Genomic DNA, 22,323 nt, shown 5'->3' with positions numbered 1-22,323 from the left:
CTGCCGGTCAACCACCCTAGTCACTCGCCGCGCAACACGCCCAGCGCATAGTCCAGGTCCTGGGGGTAGGGGCTCTCGTAGTGCACCCACTGCCCCGTGACCGGGTGGGGGAAGCCCAGGCGGTGGGCGTGCAGCCACTGCCGCGTCAGGCCGAGTTCGGCCGCCAGCCTCGGGTCCGCGCCGTAGGTCAGGTCCCCGGCGCAGGGGTGGCGGAGGGCGGAGAAGTGCACGCGGATCTGGTGCGTCCGGCCGGTCTCCAGGGTGACCTCCACCAGGGTCGCCCGGCCGAAGGCCTCCAGCGTCTGGTAATGGGTCACGGAGTTGCGGCCGCCCTCCAGCACCGCGAACCTCCAGTCGTGACCCGGGTGGCGGCCGATGGGCGCGTCGATGGTCCCGTTCAGCGGGTCCGGCAGGCCCTGCACCACCGCGTGGTAGGTCTTCTGCGGGGTCCGGTCCCGGAAGGCGTCCTTGAGCACGGTGTAGGCCCGTTCGGACTTGGCGACCACCATGATGCCGGAGGTCCCCACGTCCAGCCGGTGCACGATCCCCTGCCGTTCGGGGGCACCCGAGGTCGAGATCCGGTAGCCGGCGCCGGCCAGCCCCCCGACCACGGTGGGCCCGAGCCATCCCGGTGACGGGTGCGCCGCCACCCCGACCGGCTTGTCCACGACCACATAGTCCGAGTCGTCGGCCAGGATTCTCAGGTCCTCCACGATCTCCACCTTCACGTCCAGCGGGTTGGGCTCCTCGGGGATCTCGACCACGAGTTCGGTGCCGGCCACCACCCGGGCGGACTTCGGCACCGGCTGTCCGGGCGTCCGGTCCCCCGCCGGCCGTTGCCTCACGTGCCCCGCCGCGCACCAGCCCGCGGCCTTGGTGCGGGAGACCCCGAGGGCGGTGGCCACCACGGCGTCCACCCGGCGGCCCAGGTCCGGGCCCTGGGGCACGACGACGGCCGGGCCGGGTTCAGGCGTCGAGGTCACGGCCCGGCCCGGTGGGCTTGTCGGCGGTCTTCTCCGGCACCTCGCGGGTGCCGTCGAGCTGGTATCCGGTGAACATGAGCAACACGATGCCGATCATGGAGCACACGATCAGCGAGTCGGCGATGTTGAAGATGGCGAAGTTCGGCAGCGCGATGAAGTCCACCACGTGCCCCACGCCGAAGCCCGGCGGGCGGAGGAGCCGGTCCGTGAGGTTTCCCAGGACACCGCCGAGCAGGCCGCCCAGCGCCACGGCCCAGACGGCGGAGCGGACCCGGAACAGCAGGACCACCACGAAGACCGCCACCGCCGCCTGGATGATGGTGAAGATCCAGGTGTGCTCCTCGCCGATGGAGAAGGCCGCCCCGGGGTTGCGGATGAAGTGCCACCGCAGCACCGGCGCCAGGACGTCCGTGACCTGGCCCTCCGTCATGGTGGTCTCCACCCAGCGCTTGGTCAGCTGGTCCGCGATGTATCCCACGGCGAACACCACCACGGCGATCCAGGCCCGGTGGCGCCTCGGGCCCGAGCGGGGTCCACCCTGCTGCGCGTCGTCTCGGCTGGGCTCGGTTTGGCTCACGCGGGCAGTCCTTCGGTGCGGTCCGGCGCCGGGCCGGGGTCGGTGGTGACAGCGGCGGGCCGGCCATGGTGTCTCACCATGGCCGGCCCGGTTCTGTGCTCGTGGGGTGTCGCGCGGCCCGCGGGCCGCCGGCGATCAATTCGAGGCGGCAGCCTCGTCCTGGATCGGACCCTGGTTCTGCAGGTCGCGCAGCTGGCCCTCGATATAGGCCTTCAGCCGGGCGCGGTAGTCGCGTTCGAAGCCCTTGAGCTGCTCGACCTTGCGCTCGAGCACCGACTTCTTCTCCTCGAGCTCGGCCAGGGTCTTGCGGGACTTCTCCTGCGCGTCGTTGACCAGGCCGGTGGCCTCGTTCTGGGCCTCCTCGATGATCTGCTCGCGCTTGGTCTGGCCCTCGGCCACGTAGTCGTCATGCAGCTTCTGTGCCATGGCCAGCACGCCGGCGGCGGAGGTGGCGGTGGCGCCATGGGCCGCGGGGGCCTCGGGCGTGGCGGCGGCCGGCTGGGCTGCCGTGGTCCCGGTGGTCGCCGCGGGCTCGGTCACGACCGGCTCGGACTTCGCGGCCGGGACGGAGGGTGCGGCGGCGGTGGCCTGCGGCGCCTGGTCCGCGTCCTCGGGGGACTCGGTGGCGGTCGCGGAGTCGGTGGCGGTCGCCGGCTCGGTGGCAGCCTCCTCCGTCACGCCTGCCTCGGAGTCCGCGGCGGGCTCCGAGGTGCCGTCGGCGGACACGGGTGCGGGGACGGCGGACGCGCCGGCCTCGCCGGACTGCAGCTCCGACACCTTGCGGCGCAGCTCGTCGTTCTCCTGGTTCAGGCGACGCAGTTCGACGACGATCTCGTCGAGGAAATCGTCCACCTCGTCCTGATCGTAGCCTTCACGGAACTTGGTCGGCTGGAACCGCTTGTTGACAACATCTTCCGGCGTCAGAGCCATGTGGTCACCCCAATACGTATTCGGTCTGCCCCTCGACGGGGCAACGGTCTTCTTTGCGGTGCCGAGCTGCCCACGGCAGGCCCGGGCCACACTGGTGATCAGGCTACCATCAGCCCAACGCGCCGACGGCAAGGGCCGCGACCACGGACTTGAGCAGCACGACGACGACGAACAGGATCAGGAACGCCACGTCGATGCCGATCCCCCCGAGGTTCACGGGCGGGATCTTGGACCGCAACCACCGCAGGGGCGGGTCGGTGACGGAGTAGACGGTGTGCGCCACGAGCAGCAGGATTCCCTGGGGGCGCCAGGAGCGGGCGAAGGACTGCACCACGTCGAAGACGATCCGGATCAGCAACAGGAACTGCACCAGGGCCAGCACGAGGTAGATGAGGGAGAAGATCAGGGTCACGGCGGCCTATTCCACACCGGGTTCCGGGCGGGTCCTGCCCGCCCGTCCGGTATCAGCTCTGGTTGAAGAAGTGCGCCTGGTCCTCGGCGCCCGAGGTGTCCTCGCCCAGGACCTGGACGGTGGCGGGGGTGAGCAGGAACACCTTGTTGGTGACGCGCTCGATGGCGCCGTGCAGGCCGAACACCAGGCCGGCGGAGAAGTCCACCAGTCGCTTGGCGTCGGATTCGCTCATGTCCGTCACGTTCATGATGACGGGGATGCCCCCGCGGAACGACTCGCCGATGAGCTTGGCATCGTTGTAGGAACGGGGGTGGACTGTGGTGATCTGACGCACGGCGGTGGCCTCTTCCCGGGACTGGGTGGCCCGCTTGATGGGGGTGACGGGCGCGCGGTACTCGCGTTCGGCAGGCTGGGGCTGGGCCGCGCGCACCGGCTGGGGGCGCTCGTCCCGAGCCTCGTCCTCCCACGCTCCGGACTCCTCGGCCGGCTCGGCTGCGGCGTGCCGATCGGCGCGCTCCTGCCGGCGGTCGTGCTCAGCGGCCCGCTGCTCTTCCTCGTACTGCTCGTCGCCATCGGCGAGCCCGAGATAGATCATGGTCTTCTTCAGTGCACCAGCCATCGAAAATCCTCACCGTGTGGAAAGCGCCCGGGGAACTCCCGGCCCTGCGTCATCCGCCTCGAAGCAGACACCTTCGAGGTTAACCCACGTCGGGGCGCGGCCCGAGGACATCGGTACCGATCCGAAGGTGTGTCGCCCCCGCCGCCACGGCCTCCTCCAGGTCCTGGCTCATCCCCGCCGAGATCCAGCCGGCCTCCGGGTGCCGGGCGACCAGGGTGGCGGAGATCTCCCGGAGTCGTTGGAAGGACAGCGTCGGGTCCAGCCCCAGCGGTGCCACGGCCATGAGGCCCCGCAGTGCCAGCCCCTCGGCGTCGGCGATCTGATCCGCCAGGGCCATCACCTCGTCCGACTGCGCCCCGCCCCGGGCCCCGATGCCCTCCGGCCGCTGCTGCGCCGGGCGGGGGTCCAGGTCCACCTGGATGAGGCAGTCGAGGTCCCGGCGGGGCGGGGTTCCCGCCTCCCGGCGGCGCGCCTGCTCACGGACCATGGCCGCGGACAGGGCGCTCACGAGTGCCTCCCGGTCCACCGAGTGCACCGCGGCGGCGTACCGCACCACGTACTTGGCCTTGTTGGACTGCAGCTGGCCGATGAAGTGCCAGTCCAGGCCCGACGGGGCGTCCACCTCAGCCGCCTTGGCGCGCGCCTCCTGGTCCCGGTTCTCCCCCACGTCCTGGACGCCGAGCGCGGCCAGCCGCCGGACGTCCTCGGCCGGGTGGAACTTGGTGACCACGATGAGCGTGGGAGGGTCCGTACGGTCCGCTGCCGCCACCGAGCGGTCGATCCGTACCCGGACCTCCTCGAGTCGTCGTGCCAGGTCGGCCGTGCGGTCGTCCATCCCCATCCCCTCAGTCATCAGAAGTCGTCGTCCTGCCCTGTGACCACCCTACGGAGTGCGCCACACCAGCCCCACGAAGCGTCCCCGCCCCGGGGCCCGGCGGTGGGAGAAGACGCGGTGGTCCTCCAGGGTGCAGACTGCGCTGCGGTGGACCGTGACACCGAGCCCCGTCAGGACGGCTTCGGCACCGGCCGGCAGGTCCAGCGCCGGGGTCCCCCACGAGGTGGTCGAGCCCGTGGCCGGGATCCGTGCGACCCCGTCCGCCCGCATCGAGGCGGGCACCTCGTAGCAACGGCCACAGATCCCCGGCCCGATCCAGGCGTGCAGGTCTCCGGGCCCGTCGCCCGCGCCGTCCTGCCGCAGGCGGGCCACCGTGCTCTGGAGCACCCCGTCCAGCAGCCCCTGCCGCCCGGCATGGGCCACGGCCGTGGGGCCGGCGTACTCCTGCTGCCCCGCGGGCCGTGAGACCAGGACCACGGGGAGGCAGTCGGCCACCATGATCGCCAGCGGGTCCCGTCCGGTGCCGCTGACGAGGGCGTCGGCCTCTCGCGGGGCCGTCTCGGTGCCCCACCCGCGGCCGAGCGACGGCACCACCCGCGCCGAGTGGACCTGCGTCAGATACTCGGTGCTGCCGCGCCGCACGCCCATGGCGTCCTCGAGACGGTGCCGCGCCGCCGCCGCGGCGGCAGGGCCCGACGGCGGTCCCGCTGCCGCCTCGCCCGACCCGCCGCCGCTGACATGGAAGGCGAGGTTGCCGGCGTCGATCCCGGTGAAGGCCACGTGCAGGCCGTCACCGGGCTCGGTCCGCCACAGGAACGGGGACTGACCCGGGGGGTGCAGCAACGCCGTGGTCCTGCCGCCTACTTCAGGAAGTCCGGCACGTCGAGATCATCCCGGCCGTCACGGCCGGATCCGGAGCCGTCCGGCTCGACCACGGTCGGCAGGTCCTGCTGGGCCGGCTCGGCCTGGTAGCCGGAGGTCTCGGCGGCCGGTGCGGTCTCCGGGCGCGCCGGGACCTGGCGGCCCGGCACGGGCTGGTTCGGCACCGGCTGGTTCGGGACCTGCGCGCCGCCCTGCTGCGAGCCCGGCAGGCTGGCCTGCTGGCCCTGCGGCTTCGTGCCGGTGTTGAAGCCGCCGGCCGGGGCCGAGGTGGCGTCCACCTGGTCGAAGCCGGCCGCGATGACGGTGATGCGGGCCTCGTCTCCGAGGGCGTCGTCGATGACCGCGCCGAAGATGATGTTCGCCTCCGGGTGCGCCACCTCCTGGACGAGCCGGGCGGCCTCGTTGATCTCGAACAGGCCGAGGTCGGAGCCGCCCTGGATGGACAGCAGCACGCCGTGGGCGCCGTCGATGGAGGCCTCGAGCAGGGGGGAGGCGATGGCGAGCTCCGCGGCCTTGACGGCCCGGTCCTCGCCCTGTGCCGAACCGATGCCCATCAGGGCCGAGCCCGCACCCTGCATCACGGACTTCACGTCCGCGAAGTCCAGGTTGATCAGGCCCGGGGTGGTGATCAGGTCGGTGATGCCCTGCACGCCGGACAGCAGCACCTGGTCCGCGGACTTGAACGCATCCAGCACGGACACGTTGCGGTCCGAGATGGACAGCAGGCGGTCGTTCGGGATCACGATCAGGGTGTCGACCTCGTCACGCAGGCCGTCGATGCCGGATTCGGCCGAGGTCGCGCGGCGGCGGCCCTCGAAGGTGAACGGGCGGGTGACCACGCCGATGGTCAGCGCACCCAGCGAGCGGGCGATGCGGGCGACGACGGGCGCGCCGCCCGTGCCGGTGCCGCCACCCTCGCCGGCGGTCACGAAGACCATGTCCGCTCCGCGCAGGACCTCCTCGATCTCCTCGGCGTGGTCCTCAGCGGCCTGCCGTCCGACCTCGGGGTTCGCGCCGGCACCCAGGCCGCGGGTGAGTTCCCGGCCGACGTCCAGCTTGACGTCGGCATCACTCATGAGCAGCGCCTGGGCGTCCGTGTTGATGGCGATGAACTCCACGCCGCGGAGTCCGACGTCGATCATGCGGTTGACGGCGTTCACGCCGGCGCCGCCGATGCCGACGACCTTGATGACGGCCAGGTAGTTCTGGGGTGCTGCCACAGTAGATGTCCCTTGCTCGGTTGGCTTAACGTTCAGGTTGAAGGTTAGTGTTATGTCAACCTGTCTTCTGGGTGAAACGTTATGGTGCCGGCGGCGATCGTGCAAAGACCGGCCCGGGGTGTGTCGTTTTTCAACGGGTCACGGGGCGGTCCGGGGTGGAGACGTCGAACTCGCGGATGGGGGCCTGCTCGTCCTCGGGCACCTTCAGCAGGGCCTGAAGGACCTGCGCCTTGCGGGGCCCCTGCTCCGGGTTGCCCCACAGCACCGTCCGGCCGTCCGTCAGGGTCAGGGTCACGGAGTCGACCGTCTCGGCGGAGGCGGACTCCATCCGCGTCCGGATCGATTCCGGCAGGGTGCCGAGCACCGAGGTGATGGCGTCGAACACCTCCGGGTCCCTGACATCCTCGGCGCTCGCGACGCTGGGCAGGTGGTAGTCGGCCGCGCGGTCCCGCGGCAGGGTCGCCAGTGGCGTGCCGGTCGCCGAGTACAGGATCCGGTCCGCACCGTCGTGGACCATGGCCACCGGCTCATGCTCCACCACCTCCACGGACAGGTCGTGGGGCGGCTCGGCGTGGACCCGGACCGTGTCCACCGCCGGCTCCTCCGCCAGGAGCTCCTCCACCGTCCGTTGGCCGACCTGCGGCAGGGGGCGGTCCCGGACGGGCTGCAGCAGCTCCACCGCCCGGTCACGGGACAGCAGGTCGGTGCCGGAGACCGTGACGGTGGTGATCGCCAGCACCGGGGAGAAGTACAGGACCGCGCTGAGCACGGCCAGCAGTGCCACCAGTCCGGCGCCGCTGATCCACCACACCCTGCGGTGACGCCGGCGGGCCTGGCCGTGGGTCTCGGGGAATTCGAGGACGTTGTCCGCGGGGGTGTCGCCCGGCTGTCCGGTCTCGCTCATGGACGCCCCGCGGGTGCCGCCAGGGCGTCCAGGATGGCCCCGCCCTGGACCGTGACGTCCCCGGCCCCCATGGTCAGGATCACGTCGCCGGGCCGCACCGGACCCAGCAGCGATTCCACGGCCGCCGCCGCGTCCTGCGGCACGAGCGTGGATCCGGGCAGCGGGGTGCGCACGCGGCGGGCGATGAGGGATGAGTCGACGCCCGGGATCGGTTCCTCACGGGCCGCGTACACGGGCAGGACCCGCACGCCGTCCGCCGCGGAGAGCGCGTCGGCGAAGCCCTCCGCGAAGTCCCGGGTCCGGGTGAACAGGTGGGGCTGGAACAGGACGTGCAGCCGGTGTCCCCCGGCCACCGACCGGCCGGCGGCGATCGCGGCGGCCACCTCGGTCGGGTGGTGGGCATAGTCGTCGAAGACGCGCACCCCCGCCGCCTGGCCGCGGTACTCGAAGCGGCGGGCGGTGCCGCGGAAACCCTCCAGCCCGCGGGCGGCGGCGGCGTCGTCCAGTCCGGCATGGTGGGCGGCCAGGAGCACGGCGGCGGCGTTGAGCGCATTGTGCAGTCCGGGCACGGCCAGGGTGAGGGCCGTGGTCGTGCCGTCCCGCCAGCGGTAGGTGACGCGTTGACCGGTGCCACCGTCCAGGCCGGCCGGGGTGCTGTCCACCAGCACCAGGTCGTCGGCCCGGGTGGGGTCCGAGCCGTAGGTGGCGACCCGGGGGGCCGAGGCGCCGGCTGCCCGCGCCGCCCGGGCCCAGTCCGCGGCGTCGCGCGCTCCGGCGTCGTCCGCGCAGGCCACCAGGACGCCGTCGGCCGGCAGCAGGTCGATGAAGTCCCGGAACACCTGGATGACGGCGTCCTCGGAACCGTAGAAGTCCAGGTGGTCGGCCTCCACATTGGTCAGGACCGCGATCTCGGGGCGGTAGTTCAGCAGGGTGCCGTCCGATTCGTCGGCCTCGGCGATGAACCACTCCCCCGCCCCGGCCGTGGCGTTCGTCCCGAGGCCGGCGACGGCGGCACCGACGGCGAAGGTGGGGTCTGCCCCGGCCCGGGTGAAGGTCATGGCGGCCATGGAGGAGGTGGTGGTCTTGCCGTGGGTGCCGGCCACGGCCAGGACCCGGAGCCCGGTCATGGCAGCGGCCAGTCCCTCGGAGCGGTGGAGGACGGGCAGGCCGCGGCCCACCGCGGCGTCGTACTCGGGGTTGCCCGGCCCGGCGATCGAGGAGGCGATCACCGTGTCCACGGCTCCCCCACCGTCCTCGGCGAGCCGGTCCAGGTGGGCGGCGTCATAGCCCACGAAGACCGTGGCCCCCGCGGCCTCGAGGTCTCGCATGACCGGCAGGTCCTTGGCATCGGTCCCGGAGATGCGGGTCCCCCGCTGCTGCATGATCCGGGCGATCCCGGAGACGCCCACGCCGCCCAGGCCGAGGAAGTGGACGCGGCCCAGGCCGGTCGGGTCCTGGTCTGGGGTGCGGGATGCCCCGTGGGTCGCTGGGTGGTTCACTGGTGGTCTCCCGAGGGGTCGCTGGTGGGCTGGGGGCGGCCGGCGGCCTGCAGCACCAGCCGGGCCATGGTGCGGTCGGCGTCGCGGACGCCGAGTCGTCCGGCCGCGGCGGACATGGACCGCAGGCGGTCCCCGTCGAGGGCCAGGGGGATCAGCTCGCGGCCGATCCACTCGGGCGTGAAGGCCTCGTCCCGGACCGTGAGGGCGCCGCCGGCCGCCACGAGTCCCCGCGCGTTGAGCGCCTGCTCGCCGTTGCCGACGGGCAGGGGCACCAGGACGGCCGGCAGCCCGACGGCGGCCAGTTCGTGGACCGTGCCGGACCCGGCCCGGGCCACGATGAGGTCCGCGGCCGCATAGGCCTGTTCCATCCCGTCCAGGTATTCCAGCTGGTGGTACCCGCCGGAGGTGGCCGCGGCCCCGTCCGGGCCGAGCACCTGCTTGTCCCGTCCGGTCAGGTGCAGCACCTGCAGCCCGGCCGTGGCGAGGGCCGGCAGGGCCCCGGCGATGGCGCGGTTGAGGTTCAGCGCGCCGGAGGAGCCGCCGGTCACCACCACGGTGGTGGCGGACTCGTCCAGCCCGAGGGCACGGCGGGCCCGGCCGCGGGCGGCGGGCCGGTCCAGGGTGGAGATCTCCCGGCGCATGGGCATGCCGACGCAGCGGGCGCCCGCCAACGCCGTCTCCGGGAAGGCGGTGGCCACCACGGCGGCACGGCGTGCCCCGAGCCGGTTGGCCAGTCCGGCTCGGACGTTGGCCTCGTGGATCACCAGCGGGATGCCGCGGCGCACCGCGGCCAGGTAGACCGGGGTGGAGACGTACCCCCCCACCCCCACCACGACGTCGGCCCCTCGCCTCTCGAGGATGGCCCCGGCCTGGGTGACGGCCCGGCGCAGTCGCACGGGCAGCCGCACCAGGTCCATGGTGGGCCGGCGCGGCATGGGCACCCGGTCGATGGTGTCGAGCTCGAATCCGGCGGCCGGCACGAGCCGGGTCTCCAGGCCGGTGGTGGTGCCGACCATGGTGCACCGCACCGACTCGGCCGGGTGCAGGTCCTGCAGCGCGCGGGCGATGGCCAGCATCGGGCTGACGTGGCCGGCCGTGCCGCCCCCGGCGAGGACCACGCGCAGTGGTTCTGTCTCGGTCATGCGGTGCCTCCTGCGGCCCGGGTGGGCCGGCTGGGTGTGGGATGGGGCTCCGTGCGCTCGGCTCGGGACTCCAGGCGCTGCCGGCGGGCGAAGGACAGCACGATCCCCACGCCGGACAGCACCAGGGTCAGGGCGGAGCCGCCGTAGGAGATGAACGGCAGCGGGACGCCGATGACGGGCAGCAGCCCGGTGACCATCGCGATGTTGATGAAGGCCTGGCCGATGATCCAGGCCAGGATGCCCCCGGTGGTGATCTTGACGAACAACGAGGTGGAGCGGCGGGCCACCCGGAACATGCCGACGGCGAGCCCGGCGAAGAGCCCGAGCACGAGCAGGGTGCCGACCAGGCCCAGTTCCTCGCCCAGGATGGTGAAGATGAAGTCGTTCTCCGCCTCCGGGATGTAGCTCCACTTCTGGCGGGACTGGCCCAGCCCTACCCCCCACCAGCCGCCGGAGGCGAGGGCGAACATGCCGTGCTGCGGCTGGTAGCAGGGGTCGGTCGGGAATCCGCATTCGCCGAGCCAGGCCTGGATGCGCACCGCCCGGTTGGCCGAGGTCAGGGCCAGGACCACCGCCGCCACGGCGCCGATGCCGCCGGCCACCAGGAAGTACCGCAGCCTGGTGCCGGCCAGGAAGAGCACCGCGGCCATGATCAGCATGATCACCATGGCGGTGCCCAGGTCCCGGCCCAGCATGATCAGGCCCAGCAGGACGGCCCCCACCGGGAACAGCACCGGCACGACGGCGTGCTTCAGCTGGCCGATCAACGCGGCCTTGCGCTCGAGCACGACCCCGGCCCACAGGGCCAGCGCCAGCTTGGCGGCCTCGGAGGGCTGGGCCGTGAAGCCCCCGATCTTCAGCCAGTTCCGGTTGCCGTTGACCTCGTGCCCGAGGGGTGTCAGCACGAGCGCCAGCAGGATCACGGCGATGACGATCGCCGGCCAGCCCAGCCTCCGCAGCCGCTCGGGCCCCAACCGGGACAGCACGAGCATCATTCCGAGGCCGAGGACACCGAAGATCCCCTGGCGGATGAACAGGTCGTAGGAGCCGGAGGTCTCCCCGATGTTCTCCACCGAGGAGGAGGACAGCACCATGACCAGGCCGATCACGGTCAGGGCCACGGCGCAGCCGAGGATCAGGTAGAAGGAGGTGCCGGCGGAGTCCCGGCCCTCCAGGAACGACCAGCACCGTTCCCACCAGCGGGCCACCCTCGAGGGGGTGCGCTTCCGCGCGGACCCGGCCCTGGCTGGACCCCGGGTGCGGCCCGACGGCCGGAGGGGGGTGGTCACCATGCACGGGCTCCTTAGCTGCCCAGCCCCTTGGTGTCCATGAGGCGGGCGACGGCGTTGATAAAGGCGTCTCCACGGTCGGCGTAGGAGACGAACTGGTCCATGGACGCCGCAGCCGGCGCCATCAACACGACGTCTCCGGGCCGGGCCACCGCATCGGCGTCACGGACGGCTGCGGCCATGGCCAGGTGGCCGTCCGAGGGGTCCTCACCAGTGTCCCGCACCGCCGTGGACAGAACCGGGACGTCCGGCGCGTGTCGTTGAAGCGCAGCTGTGAGTTCGCTGGGATCTGCCCCGATCAGCACGACCGCGCGCAGCCGGGCGGCGTGCCGGGCCACGAGCTCGTCATAGCTCACGCCCTTGGGCAGCCCGCCGGCGATCCACACCACGTGGCTGAAGGACCCCAGCGAGGCGTCGGCGGCGTGCGGGTTGGTGGCCTTGGAGTCGTTGATCCACATCACGTCCTCGGCCCGGGCCACGAGCTGGATCCGGTGGTCCCCGGGCCGGTAGGCGCGCAGCCCGTCCCGCACGGCCTCCGGCGGGACGCCGATCGCCCGGACCAGGCCGGCCGCGGCGAGGGCGTTGGCCACCTGGTGCTGCGGGGCGATCGGGCCGAGGTCCTCGAGGTGGCCCAGTTCCAGCGCCTGGTGGGCCCGGTTCGTCAGGAACGCCCGGTCCACGAGGATCCCGTCCACCACCCCGAGCATGGACAGCCCGGGGGTGTCCGTGGCGAACGAGACGGCCCGGCAGCCCTCCTGGACGTCCGCCTGCTCCACCATCCGCAGGGTCAGCGGCTGGTCCTCGTTGAACAGGCAGGCCACCCGGGTGTGCTCGTAGACCTTGGCCTTGTCCGCGCAGTACGCCTCGAAGGACCCGTGCCAGTCCACGTGGTCCTCGGCGATGTTGAGCACCGCAGAGGCCGCCGGTTCGATGTGGTGGGTCCAGTGCAGCTGGAAGCTGGAGAGCTCCACCGCGATGGTGTCCCAGCCCTCCGGGTCGCGGATCGCGTCCAGGATGGGGGTGCCGACGTTGCCGCAGGCGATGGCCCGCTGCCCGGCCGCCAGCAGCATGGACTCGACCATGCCGACGGTGGTGGTCTTGCCGTTGGTCCCCGTCACCACGAGCCAGTCGGCGGTCGGGCGGCCGGCCCGCTCGCGGACGCGCCAGGCCAGTTCCACGTCACCCCAGATGGGGATCCCGGCGGCTGCCGCGGCGGCCAGCAGGGGCTGGTCGGGCCGCCATCCCGGGGAGGTGACGATCAGTTCGGGGGCCGAGCCGCCGACGTCGGGCACCGTGGCCGTGTGCTGTCCGCCCAGGAGCACGTCCTGGACGCCGACGATCTTCAGGGTGTCCGCCTTGCCGCGGGTGTCCGGGGTGTCCTGTCCGTCCACCGCCACCACCGCGGCGCCGAGTTCGGCCAGGGTGTCCGCCGCGGAGAAGCCGGACAGACCGAGCCCGGTGACGACCACGCGCAGCCCGGTCCAGTCGGCGTCCCAGGAGGTGAGTCCCGCCAGGCGGTCGGTCCCGGTCACTGGGAGAGCACCCAGTCGGCGTAGAACAGGGCGATGCCGGTGCCGACGCAGAGCAGGCCGATCAGCCAGAACCGGACCACCACGGTCACCTCGGCCCAGCCCTTGAGTTCGAAGTGGTGCTGCAGCGGGGCCATCAGGAAGACCCGCTTGCCGCCGGAGACCTTGAAGTAGCCGACCTGGATGATGACGGAGAGGGTGATCAGGACCATGAGCCCGGCCAGGATGATGACCAGCAGCTCGGTGCGGGAGAGGATGGCGAAGCCGGCCAGGGCGCCGCCGAGGGCCAGGGAACCGGTGTCTCCCATGAAGATCTTGGCCGGGGACGTGTTCCACCACAGGAAGCCGATGAGGGCGCCCGTGAGGATGGCCGCCAACACGGCCAGGTCCATCGGGTCGCGGACCGCGTAGCAGCCGGCGCCGCCACTGGTGACGCCGCAGTGCTGGTTGGCCTGGAACACGGTGATCAGCATGTAGGCACCGGTGATCATGGCGGTAGCGCCCGTGGCCAGTCCGTCCAGCCCGTCGGTCAGGTTGACGGCGTTGGTGGTGGCCGTGGTGATCACGTTGGACCAGACGACGAACAGGATGATCCCGAGCACGGGGCCCGCGAACGCGAGGTCCAGGGGCAGGTCCCGGACGAAGGAGATGGCCGTGGAGGCGGGAGTCAGGCCGCGCTCGTTGGGGAAGTTCAGCGCCAGCACCGCGAAGGCCGTGCCGACCACGGCCTGCAGGATGATCTTGGCCCAGGGGGTCAGCCCCAGGGACCGCTGGTTGGAGATCTTGGTGAAGTCGTCCAGGAAACCCACGAACCCCATGCCGACCATGAGCAGCAGCAGCACCATGGCGGAGGAAGTGGGACCGGCGTTCGCCAGCTGCATCCCGCCCATGATCCAGTGGGTGAGGAAGTAGGCGATCACGGTGGCCACCACGAAGACAGTGCCGCCCATGGTGGGGGTGCCGCGCTTGGTCTTGTGGGTGGTGGGCCCGTCGTCCCGGATGAACTGTCCGTACCCCTGGCGCACCAGGAATTTGATGAACAGCGGGGTCCCGATGAGGGTCAGCACCAGCCCGAGGAGGGCACCGATCAACAGGCCTATCACTGGCTCTGCTCCTTCCGGTCCGCGGGGGCGGGGACCTCCGCCGGTCCCGGCTCGGCCGGTCCACATGCTATCTGATCGCCCAACTCGCCCAGTCCGGCGCCGTTGGAGGACTTGAACAGCACGATGTCGCCGGGGGCCATCTTGGCCTGGAGCAGCTGTGCCGCGGCGTCGAGGTCCTCGGCGAAGTCGACCTCCTCGCCCCAGGAGCCCTCGTTGACCGCCGAGGTGTAGAGGGGGCGGGCCCCGCGGCCGACGACGAGCAGCTGGCCGATGTTCAGGCGCACCACGGCGGTGCCGATCGCCGTGTGCTCGCGGATGCGGTCCTCGCCGAGTTCGAGCATCTCCCCCAGGACCGCCCACGTGCGCCGCCCGGTGGAGCGGCCCATCACGGCCAGGGTCTGCAGGGCGGCCCGCATGGACTCGGGGTTCGCGTTGTAGGCGTCGTTGATGACGGTGATGCCGTCCGCACGGTCGGTGCGCTCCATCCGGCGGCGGCTGGTGGCCCCGGCTCCGTTCAGGACCGCGGCGATGGCCTCGGGGTCCAGTCCGGCGGCGGCGGCGGCCGCTGCGGCCGCCGTGATGTTCGAGGCGTGGTGACGGCCGATCAGCCCCGATGTGACGTGGTGGGACGCGGCGCCGGTGCCGGCACCGACCTTCAGCTCGAACACGGGGTGTTCCTCGCCGTCCGTGGTCAGGGAGTCGGCGAGGGCGGAGCAGCTCGCGGTGCCCTCGGCCAGCCCGGCGTCCACGAGGGGGAAGGTGCCCTCCTCCACGGAGAACCACACGACCTTCCCGCGGGTCCGGTCCGCCATCGCGGCCACCCGGGGGTCGTCCCGGTTGAGCACGGCCACGCCGTCCGCCGGCAGCGCCTCCACGAGCTCGCCCTTGGTCCGGGCGATGTTCTCCACCCCGCCGAACTTGCCCGAGTGGGCCGAACCGACCATCAGGACCACGCCGATGTCCGGTTGGACCATGGCGGAGAGGTACTCGATGTTGCCGATCTCGTCCGCGCCCATCTCGATGACGAGGTACCGGGTCTCGAGGGCGGCACGGAAGACCGTCAGCGGCACGCCCACCTCCCCGTTGTAGGAGTTCTGGGGGGCCACGGTGGGTCCGACGGTGGAGAGGATGGCCGCCAGCAGGTCCTTGGTGGTGGTCTTGCCGGCCGAGCCGGTGATCCCGATGACCGTGGTGGGCGAGTGCTCGCGGATCCTCTCCACGATGTATGCGGCCAGCCGGCCCATGGCCGGCACCACGTCCGCCACGATGACCGCGGGGTCCGGCCGGCCCTGCGCGTCCAGCGTCTCGCGCTCGGCGAGGATGAGCGTGGCCCCGGACGCGCGGGCGGCGGCGATGAAGTCGTGCCCATCGGCGTGCTCGCCCGGTTTGGCGATGAACAGGGTCCCGGCGGAGACCTCACGGGAGTCGGTGGTGGCGGCGTCGACCGTGGAGGCGGGGCTGACGGTGGCGGTGAGGATGCCGCCCGTGGCCTCGGCGACGGCTGCTGCGGAGAGTTCGATCATGACCCGTCAACTTTACGTCCACGCCCATGAGAATCTGATGAGGGGGCGGCCCCGTGCCGCGCCACGGCCGCGCGCAGCTCGACCCGGTCATCCAGGGGCACGTCCACGCCGCCCATGTCCTGCACGGTCTCATGGCCGCGGCCGGCCAGCAGGATGGTGTCCGCCGGTGTGGCCAAGGACACGGCCAGCTCGATGGCGTCCTGGCGCGGCGCGGACTCGTGGACCCGGACCGTCCGGCCGGCGGCGGCGGCCTGCTCGGCGCCCTCGCGGACCCCCGCGAGGACCTCCGCGCGGATCCCGGAGGGCTCCTCCTGGTGGGCATCGTCATCCGTGACGATCACGACGTCGGCCCACCGGGCCGCGATGCGCCCCATCACCGGGCGCTTGGCCCGGTCCCGGTCCCCCGTGGCCCCGAACACGAGGATGGTCCGCCCCGCGGTGTTCCCGGCGGCCCGGCGGGCGTCCTGCACCGACTCCAGGGCGCGTTCCATCCCGTCCGGGTTGTGGGCGAAGTCCACGATGGCGTCCGGGGCGTGGGCCACCACCTCCATGCGCCCGGGCACGGCGGTGGCGAAGGGCCCCTGACCCACGGGGGCGTCCAGCAACGCGGACAGTGCAGCCCAGTCGGAGTAGGGCAGCGATTCGAGGACCATCACGGCGGCCAGGGCCGCATTGGCCACGTTGAAGCGCCCCGGCAGCCCGGTGGAGGTCCGGATGACACGGCCGCTGGGGGCATGGCGCAGGGTGAAGCGGTGCCCGAGCCCGTCGGCCTCCAGGTGGGTGACCGCCCAGTCCGTCCCGGTCACGGGGTCCCCGCCGTGGTCCGCGGCGGGTCCGAGCGACAGGGTGGATACGGGGCAGCCTGCCGCGGCGGCCATCCGCGTCCCCCAGGTGGCGCCGTCCGCGTCCGGTGCGTCCGGTCCCCCGTCCACCGTGATGACGGCCCGTCCGGACCGGCGGGCGCTGAACAGGCCGGCCTTGGCGGCGAAGTACTCCTCCATGGAGCCGTGCAGGTCCAGGTGGTCCTGCGTCAGGTTGGTGAATCCGGACACCGCGAAGTGCAGCCCGGCGATCCTCCGGTAGGTGATGGCGTGGGAGGAGACCTCCATGGCCGCCGCGCCCACCTTTTCCTGGCGCATGAGTGCCATCAGGGCGTGCAGCTGGGTGGATTCCGGGGTGGTCAGCGTGCTGGGGACCGTGCGGTGTCCGGCCCGGATCTCGATGGTGCCGATCAGGCCCGTCGTCTCCCCCCAGGCCTGGAGCAGGGAGGTGATGAAGTAGCTGGTGGTCGTCTTCCCGTTGGTCCCGGTGACCCCGTACATCCGCGGGCCGACCCCCGCGTTGCGGTGGATGGCGGCGGCGGCCGGCCCCACGGCGTCGCGCACCTGGTCGACCACCAGCACCGGGGTGCCGGGCGGCAGGCCGGTGGCCAGCTCGGCCCCCCGGGGGTCCGTCAGCAGGCCGGCGGCCCCGGCGGCGACGACGGCCCCCGCGAACTCCGCCCCGTGCCGGTTGGCCCCCGGCACGCCGACGTAGAGGTCCCCCGGGCGCACCGCCCGGGAGTCCATCGCGATCCCCACCGGTCCGGCCCCGGTGGGCCACCCTCCGGCGGTGCCGGTGAGGTCGACCGGCTGGCCGGCACGGTTCAAGGCCTCGACCAGGTCGTTCCAGTCCAGCGGTTGAGTGTGGTCCGGCCGGAAGGCAGCATCCTGCTCGGCGGGTGTCAGCGGTGTGGTCATGTCTGCCTCTTACCAGGGCCGCTTCTGCGGTTCGTCCGGGAAGACGTCGTAGTGCTGTGGTTCCTGATCCTGCGGCGGCACGTTGTACTTGGTCAGCAGGTAGGTCAGCATCTCGGCGGCGGTGTCCTCCACCTCCCAGTTCTTCCAGTTCCCCTGGGGGCGGTGCACGGAGATGGCGACCACGAACTGGGGGTCGTCCAACGGGGCGACGCCGGCGAACGAGGTGGTGTAGCCGTTGTAACCGCCCACGCCGGCGGCCTCGCCGGTGCCGGTCTTGCCGCCCACGCGGTAGCCGGGGACCTTGCCGGTCTGGGCGGTTCCCTGCTGGACGACGCCCTCGAGCAGCTTGAGCATCTGCTGCGAGGTCTCCTCCGAGTAGATCCGGGTGCCCTCGGCCTCGGGCACCACGTTCTCGGAGTCGTCGGCGTCGATGTAGGCGTCGATCAGCTGAGGGTCCTTCTGGACGCCTCCGTTGGCCACGGTCTGCAGGATCTGCGCCAGGTGCAGGGTGGTCTGGGTGTAGCCCTGACCGAACATGGTGGTGAATCGCTGGCGCCCGTCCCACTGGGAGGGTTCCACGAGGATGCCCTTGTTGGACCCGGGCAGGCCGATGTCCAGGTGCTCGCCGATCCCCAGGCGCTTCATGTCCTCGTAGCGGACCTGGTCGTCCACCGTCTGTGCGACCTGCACGGTGCCGGTGTTGTACGAGCGGGTGAAGATCCCCGCGGTGGTCATGTCATAGGTGTCATGGGGCGCGGAGTCACTGATGATCTGCCCGTCGAACTCCTGCTTGTTCGGCACGGTCCACGTGTCCGTGGGTGACACCCCGTGCTCGAGCGCCGTTGCGAAGGACGAGATCTTCCCCGTGGAGCCCGGCTCGTAGGACTGGGTCAGAGAGGTGGGCCGCCAGAACAGCGTGTCGGTGGCGGTCGGGTCGGCCGGGTCCACGGTGGTCGAGTCCGCCATCGCCAGGATCTCCCCGGTCTTGGCGTTCATCACCGTCATGTTGCCCCAGAGGGCGTCGTAGGACTCCGTCTTCTCGGCGATGGCCTCCTGCGCGAACCACTGGACGTCCTGGTCGATCGTCAGCCGGACGTCCTGGCCGTCCACGGCCGGGGTCTCGGAGAACTCCGCGTTCGGGATGCGTACGCCGTCCGCGGCGATCTCGTAGGACCGTTCGCCCGCCGTGCCGGAGAGGTGTTCGTCCTGGCTGAGCTCGAGGCCCTCCAGCGGGGTGCCGTCCCCGCCCAGGAAACCGAGGATGGACCCGGCCACCGATCCGTTCGGATAGGAGCGCTCGGACACGGGCTCGGCGAGCAGGCCGGGGATCCCGATCTCCAGCGCCTTCGCCTTCACCTCCGGGGTGACCCGCTTGACGATCACCTTGTAGGGCCGTTCGCCGACCATGCGGTCCTTCAGCTCGCCCGCGTCGATGCCGAGCACCGTGGAGAGCTCCCGCAACGACTCGTCCAGGGAGACGTCCTCCATCTCACCGGTCTCGTTGTTCCAGGCCCGGTAGTCCTTGACCAGCCGTTGGTCCGCCACGAGGTCGTAGCGGTCCACGGAGGCGGCCAGGACGCGGCCCTGGGAGTCGAGGATGGAACCACGTTCCGGGGTGATCGTGACGGAGCGCAGCCGCTCCTGCATGGCGACCGTGGCATGGCCCGAGGCGTCGACGCCCTGGATGACCACGAGTCGCAGGCCCAGCACGGCCAACAGGGCCAGGGCGATCAGCACGCCGAACCGCAACCGCCGCCCGCTGGCGTCCAAGGCTGCTCCGTCGCCGGGTGTCCTGGCCATCTACGGTGTCCTTCCTGCCCGGGTGTCGGTGCGCGGTGGGTCTTGCCTGGGAGTCGGGGCTCGGTGGACGGGTGGGGTGTTCAGTTCCCGCGGGCGGAGAACTGCGGGGCGGGAATGGTGCCGCCGTTCAGGTCCTGCTCGGGCACCCCTGTGGTCTCCTCGGGGCCGCCCTCGGTGCCGCCTTCGGGGGTTGCGGCCGGCGCCGCCGCGCCCTCGGGCTGCGCGGTGTCCGCCGCCTCCGGGTCGGCCGCCTGGGCGGCCGCCTGCTTCTCCTCCGGACTGACGGGTGAGGCCACGTGGCCACCCGGCTGGTCCTCGGCGTCGGCCGCGGTGGCCGTGCCGGTGACGGCGCCGGTGGCCAAGTCGATGGAGGCGATGTCCCCGGGGTTCACCATGCCCAGCCTGCGGGCCTCGGCCGAGAGGTTCTGTGGGGCCTCGAGGTGCTCGACCTGCTGGCGCAGCACCTCGTTGGACTGGCTCAGGTCCAGCTGTTCGTTCTTGAGGGACACCAGCTCGTACTGCCGGTTGGACACCGTGATGTTGGTGATCAGCACGGCCATCAGGGCGGCGACCAGGACGGCGATGCAGAGGGCTGCGAAGCCCCGGCCGGACTTCCGGATCGGCGTGGGGACGAGGGCCAGCGGGGTACGACGCCGGGTCCCGACGTCACCGACCGCACCTCCGGCGGGCCGTGCCGCGGGCCGGATGGAGGGTTGCCAAGGAGCAGCCTGTCCGATCTGCGGAGCGGCGCTCTCGCGGGTCTGGGCAGGCTGCATGGCGAATCGCTGTTGCGTGACGGTCATGCTGTGCTCCTTGATGTTCTGATCTTCTCAACTGCGCGCACTTTTGCTGAGGAGGCGCGAGGGTTTTCTTCAATTTCTTTTTCTGTGGGTTTGTCCACACCTCGGGTCAGGACCTTGACCACCGGGGCATACTCCTCGAGTTCGACGGGAAATCCCGGAGGTGTCAGGGAGGTCGCGTCCGCCATGACGGCCCGCTTGGTGATGCGGTCCTCCAAGGAGTGGTAGCTCATCACCACGAGGCGGCCGCCGATGCTCAGGGCCCGCAGGGCCGCCGGGATCGCCTCCTCGAGCACCTCGAGCTCCTCGTTGACCTCGATGCGCAGGGCCTGGAAGGTCCGCTTGGCCGGGTGTCCCCCCGTCTTGCCGGCCGCCACCGGCACCGCGCCGCGAATGACGTCGACCAGCTGTCCGGTGGTCTCGAACGGAGCCTCCGTGCGGGCCCGGACCAGGGCGGAGGCGATCCGTCCGGCGAACTTCTCCTCGCCCCAGGAGCGGATGATCCTGCGCAGGCGGTCCTCCTCGTACCCGTTGACCACGTCCGCCGCGGTCAGGCCGGAGGTGGTGTCCATGCGCATGTCGAGCGGGGCGTCGTAGGAGTAGGCGAAACCGCGTTCTCGCTCGTCCAGCTGATAGGAGGACACCCCGAGGTCGTACAGCATGGCATCGGCCTGCTGGAGGCCGGCCGCCGCCAGGGCCTGCCCCACGTGGTCATAGGTCCCATGCCAGGGCTGGAGCCGGTCCCCGGCCCAGGCGAGCCGCTCACCGGCCAGGCGCAGGGCCTCGGTGTCGCGGTCGATGCCGACCACCACGGCATCCGGGTGCCGCCTCAACACGGCCTCGGCGTGACCGCCCATCCCGAGGGTCCCGTCGAGGTAGACGGGGGTGCGGCCGGCGTGCCGCGCCGCGTCCAGCCCCGGGGACAGCAGGTCCAGGACGCGGTCCTGCATCACGGGCACATGCCGGTCCTGTGCGGGAGTCTCGTCCGTAGCCACGCCGCGCTGCCCCTCTCCGCCGTTGTGACGGTTCCGCCGTTGTGGTGATCCGGTGATCCGGACCCCTTAAGTGACAGGCGGACCCTTGGATCAGATCCCCATCCGCGCACCGGTTCCGTGCCTGGCCCGGGGGAAGTCGGGTCAGGTCCGGCCTAGGGCGGCTGGAGGTCTCATTCAAGAGTCCGCGCTGTGTGGTTGCGCTCCGTCGGTCTCCTAGAAGATCCCGGGGAGTACTTCCTCGTCCGTTTCCGAGAAGGCGTTCTCCTGCGCCTCCAGGTAGGAGGTCCAGGATCCGGCGTCCCAGATCTCGGCCCGGGTGCCGGCGCCGATCACCGCCAGGTCCCGGTCCAGTCCCGCATAGCTGCGCAACGGTGCCGGGATGGTGATCCGCCCCTGCTTGTCCGGAGTCTCATCCGACGCGCCGGACAGGAACACACGGATGTAGTCCCTGGCCTGCCGTGAGGACAGCGGCGCTGCCCTCATCTGCTCGTGAACCCGCTCGAACTCACGAGCACTGAAGACGTAGATGCACCGCTCCTGCCCTCGGGTGAGGACCAGACCGTCCGCCAGTTCCTCACGGAATTTGGCCGGCAGGATCAGCCGCGCCTTCTCATCCAACCGTGGCGAGTAGGTCCCTAGGAACACGACCCACCGCCTTTGCCGTCTGAGAGGTTTGCCCGATCCTCCTGATGCACCACCATCCTCTGATGTCCTCCACTTTACCCCACAACCCCCCACCGTCAAGCCACAACACGCTTCCGCAGCTGGCGCGGCGCGGCACTCCGCCGGGTCCAGCCGACACTGGCCCTGGGCCTACTCCCCCGCCATGACAGGGATCCGGGAGGGTGCGGTGCTTCCACGGCGCACCCGGGGGGAGCCGTGGAGAGAGGTGGAGGGAGATGCGCACCCCCGCGGCGCCGCATCCCGTCCCATGCCGCGTTCCGGGGCCCAGAACGCGCCTGGAGTGGCGCTCGGACCACCCGGGGAGGGGCGTGGGGAGGGAAGTGGGGAGTGCTGGGGAGCTCCGGGGCGTCAGGGCCCGGGCACGAAAAAACCCCGTCGCTCAGCGACGGGGTGATGCCGGTGACGGATCCCGGCGGGGTCCGGACACGGCCGAGTCAACGGCTCCGGATCAGGGGTTGCGGCGTTCTTCCCACCGCTGTTCCAGGTTGGCCATGAAGGGCGAGGTCTTCTTGGAGGCGGTTGCGGAGCCGGCGGGCCCACCCCGCGTCCCCTTCGACCGGCTCGTGGCCACGTAGACACCGGCGGCCATGATCACGAAGCCGATGATGCCCAACCAGATGAACTGCTGGGAGACCCCCCACAGCAGTGCACCGAGACCCACCGCGGCGGTCACCGCCCCCGCCACCAACCGCGTGGTCGAAAAACGAGAGGTCCCCGCCTCACTCATGCTCGTGGCAAAGTGCGGGTCCTCAGCATTCAGCTGTTGTTCCAGCTGCTCCAGGAGCTTCTGCTCCCGCTCAGACAACGGCATCGCTGCCTCCTCTTCCGGCCCGGTCTTCCCGTCCACCCAGCATACGG

Annotated in this window: 21 protein-coding genes; all 21 read right to left on the bottom strand. The window is 71.6% G+C overall.

Annotation, left to right across the window (positions count from 1 at the left end; genetic code table 11):
* Positions 1-20: 20 nt before the first annotated feature.
* On the bottom strand, positions 21-983 hold the full coding sequence (locus AB0K08_RS09460; RefSeq protein WP_363353723.1) for an RluA family pseudouridine synthase: 963 nt from the start codon (positions 981-983) through the stop codon (positions 21-23).
* Positions 967-1,482, bottom strand: coding sequence for a signal peptidase II (lspA, locus tag AB0K08_RS09455; protein WP_363353981.1), 516 nt, complete (start codon positions 1,480-1,482; stop codon positions 967-969). Before lspA ends, AB0K08_RS09460 begins: the two co-directional genes overlap by 17 nt.
* A 213-nt stretch (positions 1,483-1,695) precedes the next feature.
* On the bottom strand, positions 1,696-2,490 hold the full coding sequence (locus AB0K08_RS09450) for a DivIVA domain-containing protein (RefSeq protein ID WP_363353722.1): 795 nt from the start codon (positions 2,488-2,490) through the stop codon (positions 1,696-1,698).
* A 109-nt stretch (positions 2,491-2,599) separates the two neighbouring features.
* Positions 2,600-2,902: a YggT family protein gene (locus AB0K08_RS09445; protein WP_363353719.1), complete on the bottom strand. Its 303-nt coding sequence runs from the start codon at positions 2,900-2,902 to the stop codon at positions 2,600-2,602.
* A 52-nt stretch (positions 2,903-2,954) separates the two neighbouring features.
* A complete protein-coding gene (gene sepF, locus AB0K08_RS09440; RefSeq protein ID WP_363353717.1) occupies positions 2,955-3,521 on the bottom strand; it encodes a cell division protein SepF in 567 nt (188 codons plus the stop codon).
* A 79-nt stretch (positions 3,522-3,600) separates the two neighbouring features.
* Positions 3,601-4,374, bottom strand: a complete 774-nt coding sequence (locus AB0K08_RS09435) for a YggS family pyridoxal phosphate-dependent enzyme (RefSeq protein ID WP_363353716.1) — start codon at positions 4,372-4,374, stop codon at positions 3,601-3,603.
* 30 nt (positions 4,375-4,404) lie between these two features.
* Positions 4,405-5,199 carry a polyphenol oxidase family protein gene (locus AB0K08_RS09430; RefSeq protein WP_363353714.1) on the bottom strand — a complete coding sequence of 265 codons (795 nt, stop codon included), beginning with the start codon at positions 5,197-5,199 and terminating at the stop codon, positions 4,405-4,407.
* Between the two features lie 17 nt (positions 5,200-5,216).
* Positions 5,217-6,458 carry a cell division protein FtsZ gene (ftsZ, locus tag AB0K08_RS09425; RefSeq protein ID WP_363353712.1) on the bottom strand — a complete coding sequence of 414 codons (1,242 nt, stop codon included), beginning with the start codon at positions 6,456-6,458 and terminating at the stop codon, positions 5,217-5,219.
* Positions 6,459-6,588: 130 nt separating this feature from the next.
* Entirely contained in the window at positions 6,589-7,362 is a 774-nt protein-coding gene (locus AB0K08_RS09420) for an FtsQ-type POTRA domain-containing protein (protein ID WP_363353710.1), read from the bottom strand.
* Positions 7,359-8,861 carry a UDP-N-acetylmuramate--L-alanine ligase gene (gene murC / locus AB0K08_RS09415; RefSeq protein ID WP_363353708.1) on the bottom strand — a complete coding sequence of 501 codons (1,503 nt, stop codon included), beginning with the start codon at positions 8,859-8,861 and terminating at the stop codon, positions 7,359-7,361. The genes AB0K08_RS09420 and murC overlap by 4 nt, the downstream gene beginning before the upstream one ends.
* Positions 8,858-10,003, bottom strand: coding sequence for an undecaprenyldiphospho-muramoylpentapeptide beta-N-acetylglucosaminyltransferase (gene murG, locus AB0K08_RS09410; RefSeq protein WP_363353706.1), 1,146 nt, complete (start codon positions 10,001-10,003; stop codon positions 8,858-8,860). Before murG ends, murC begins: the two co-directional genes overlap by 4 nt.
* On the bottom strand, positions 10,000-11,295 hold the full coding sequence (ftsW, locus tag AB0K08_RS09405; RefSeq protein ID WP_363353704.1) for a putative lipid II flippase FtsW: 1,296 nt from the start codon (positions 11,293-11,295) through the stop codon (positions 10,000-10,002). Before ftsW ends, murG begins: the two co-directional genes overlap by 4 nt.
* An 11-nt stretch (positions 11,296-11,306) precedes the next feature.
* Positions 11,307-12,824 (bottom strand): UDP-N-acetylmuramoyl-L-alanine--D-glutamate ligase, encoded by a 1,518-nt coding sequence (gene murD, locus AB0K08_RS09400; protein WP_363353702.1) that lies wholly within the window; start codon positions 12,822-12,824, stop codon positions 11,307-11,309.
* Positions 12,821-13,924, bottom strand: coding sequence for a phospho-N-acetylmuramoyl-pentapeptide-transferase (gene mraY / locus AB0K08_RS09395; RefSeq protein WP_363353701.1), 1,104 nt, complete (start codon positions 13,922-13,924; stop codon positions 12,821-12,823). The genes murD and mraY overlap by 4 nt, the downstream gene beginning before the upstream one ends.
* Positions 13,921-15,447 carry a UDP-N-acetylmuramoyl-tripeptide--D-alanyl-D-alanine ligase gene (gene murF / locus AB0K08_RS09390; RefSeq protein WP_363353699.1) on the bottom strand — a complete coding sequence of 509 codons (1,527 nt, stop codon included), beginning with the start codon at positions 15,445-15,447 and terminating at the stop codon, positions 13,921-13,923. Before murF ends, mraY begins: the two co-directional genes overlap by 4 nt.
* Complete coding sequence (locus AB0K08_RS09385) at positions 15,444-17,186, bottom strand: UDP-N-acetylmuramoyl-L-alanyl-D-glutamate--2,6-diaminopimelate ligase (protein ID WP_363353697.1); 1,743 nt, start codon at positions 17,184-17,186, stop codon at positions 15,444-15,446. Before AB0K08_RS09385 ends, murF begins: the two co-directional genes overlap by 4 nt.
* Before the next feature lie 9 nt (positions 17,187-17,195).
* Positions 17,196-18,986 (bottom strand): penicillin-binding protein 2, encoded by a 1,791-nt coding sequence (locus AB0K08_RS09380; RefSeq protein WP_363353695.1) that lies wholly within the window; start codon positions 18,984-18,986, stop codon positions 17,196-17,198.
* An 80-nt stretch (positions 18,987-19,066) separates the two neighbouring features.
* Positions 19,067-19,789 carry a hypothetical protein gene (locus AB0K08_RS09375; protein WP_363353693.1) on the bottom strand — a complete coding sequence of 241 codons (723 nt, stop codon included), beginning with the start codon at positions 19,787-19,789 and terminating at the stop codon, positions 19,067-19,069.
* Positions 19,786-20,781, bottom strand: coding sequence for a 16S rRNA (cytosine(1402)-N(4))-methyltransferase RsmH (gene rsmH, locus AB0K08_RS09370; RefSeq protein WP_363353691.1), 996 nt, complete (start codon positions 20,779-20,781; stop codon positions 19,786-19,788). The genes AB0K08_RS09375 and rsmH overlap by 4 nt, the downstream gene beginning before the upstream one ends.
* Positions 20,782-20,994: 213 nt before the next feature.
* A complete protein-coding gene (gene mraZ, locus AB0K08_RS09365) occupies positions 20,995-21,426 on the bottom strand; it encodes a division/cell wall cluster transcriptional repressor MraZ (RefSeq protein ID WP_363353689.1) in 432 nt (143 codons plus the stop codon).
* A gap of 487 nt (positions 21,427-21,913) precedes the next feature.
* A complete protein-coding gene (locus AB0K08_RS09360; RefSeq protein WP_363353687.1) occupies positions 21,914-22,276 on the bottom strand; it encodes a DUF3040 domain-containing protein in 363 nt (120 codons plus the stop codon).
* Between the last annotated feature and the right edge of the window lie 47 nt (positions 22,277-22,323).

Source organism: Citricoccus sp. NPDC055426, from assembly GCF_040677445.1.
Classification (GTDB): domain Bacteria; phylum Actinomycetota; class Actinomycetes; order Actinomycetales; family Micrococcaceae; genus Citricoccus.
Note: the sequence above shows the minus strand (reverse complement) of the source record. Positions and strands in the feature narration are given on the sequence as shown.

Excerpts from the sequence above, each read along its gene's own strand:
- murF (WP_363353699.1), bottom strand. The coding sequence starts at position 15,447 with ATGATCGAACTCTCCGCAGCAGCCGTCGCCGAGGCCACGGGCGGCATC.
- sepF (WP_363353717.1), bottom strand. The coding sequence starts at position 3,521 with ATGGCTGGTGCACTGAAGAAGACCATGATCTATCTCGGGCTCGCCGAT.
- AB0K08_RS09360 (WP_363353687.1), bottom strand. The coding sequence starts at position 22,276 with ATGCCGTTGTCTGAGCGGGAGCAGAAGCTCCTGGAGCAGCTGGAACAA.
- AB0K08_RS09375 (WP_363353693.1), bottom strand. The coding sequence starts at position 19,789 with ATGACCGTCACGCAACAGCGATTCGCCATGCAGCCTGCCCAGACCCGC.
- AB0K08_RS09385 (WP_363353697.1), bottom strand. The coding sequence starts at position 17,186 with ATGACCACACCGCTGACACCCGCCGAGCAGGATGCTGCCTTCCGGCCG.
- ftsW (WP_363353704.1), bottom strand. The coding sequence starts at position 11,295 with ATGGTGACCACCCCCCTCCGGCCGTCGGGCCGCACCCGGGGTCCAGCC.
- AB0K08_RS09380 (WP_363353695.1), bottom strand. The coding sequence starts at position 18,986 with ATGGCCAGGACACCCGGCGACGGAGCAGCCTTGGACGCCAGCGGGCGG.
- AB0K08_RS09420 (WP_363353710.1), bottom strand. The coding sequence starts at position 7,362 with ATGAGCGAGACCGGACAGCCGGGCGACACCCCCGCGGACAACGTCCTC.
- AB0K08_RS09435 (WP_363353716.1), bottom strand. The coding sequence starts at position 4,374 with ATGACTGAGGGGATGGGGATGGACGACCGCACGGCCGACCTGGCACGA.
- AB0K08_RS09450 (WP_363353722.1), bottom strand. The coding sequence starts at position 2,490 with ATGGCTCTGACGCCGGAAGATGTTGTCAACAAGCGGTTCCAGCCGACC.
- murG (WP_363353706.1), bottom strand. The coding sequence starts at position 10,003 with ATGACCGAGACAGAACCACTGCGCGTGGTCCTCGCCGGGGGCGGCACG.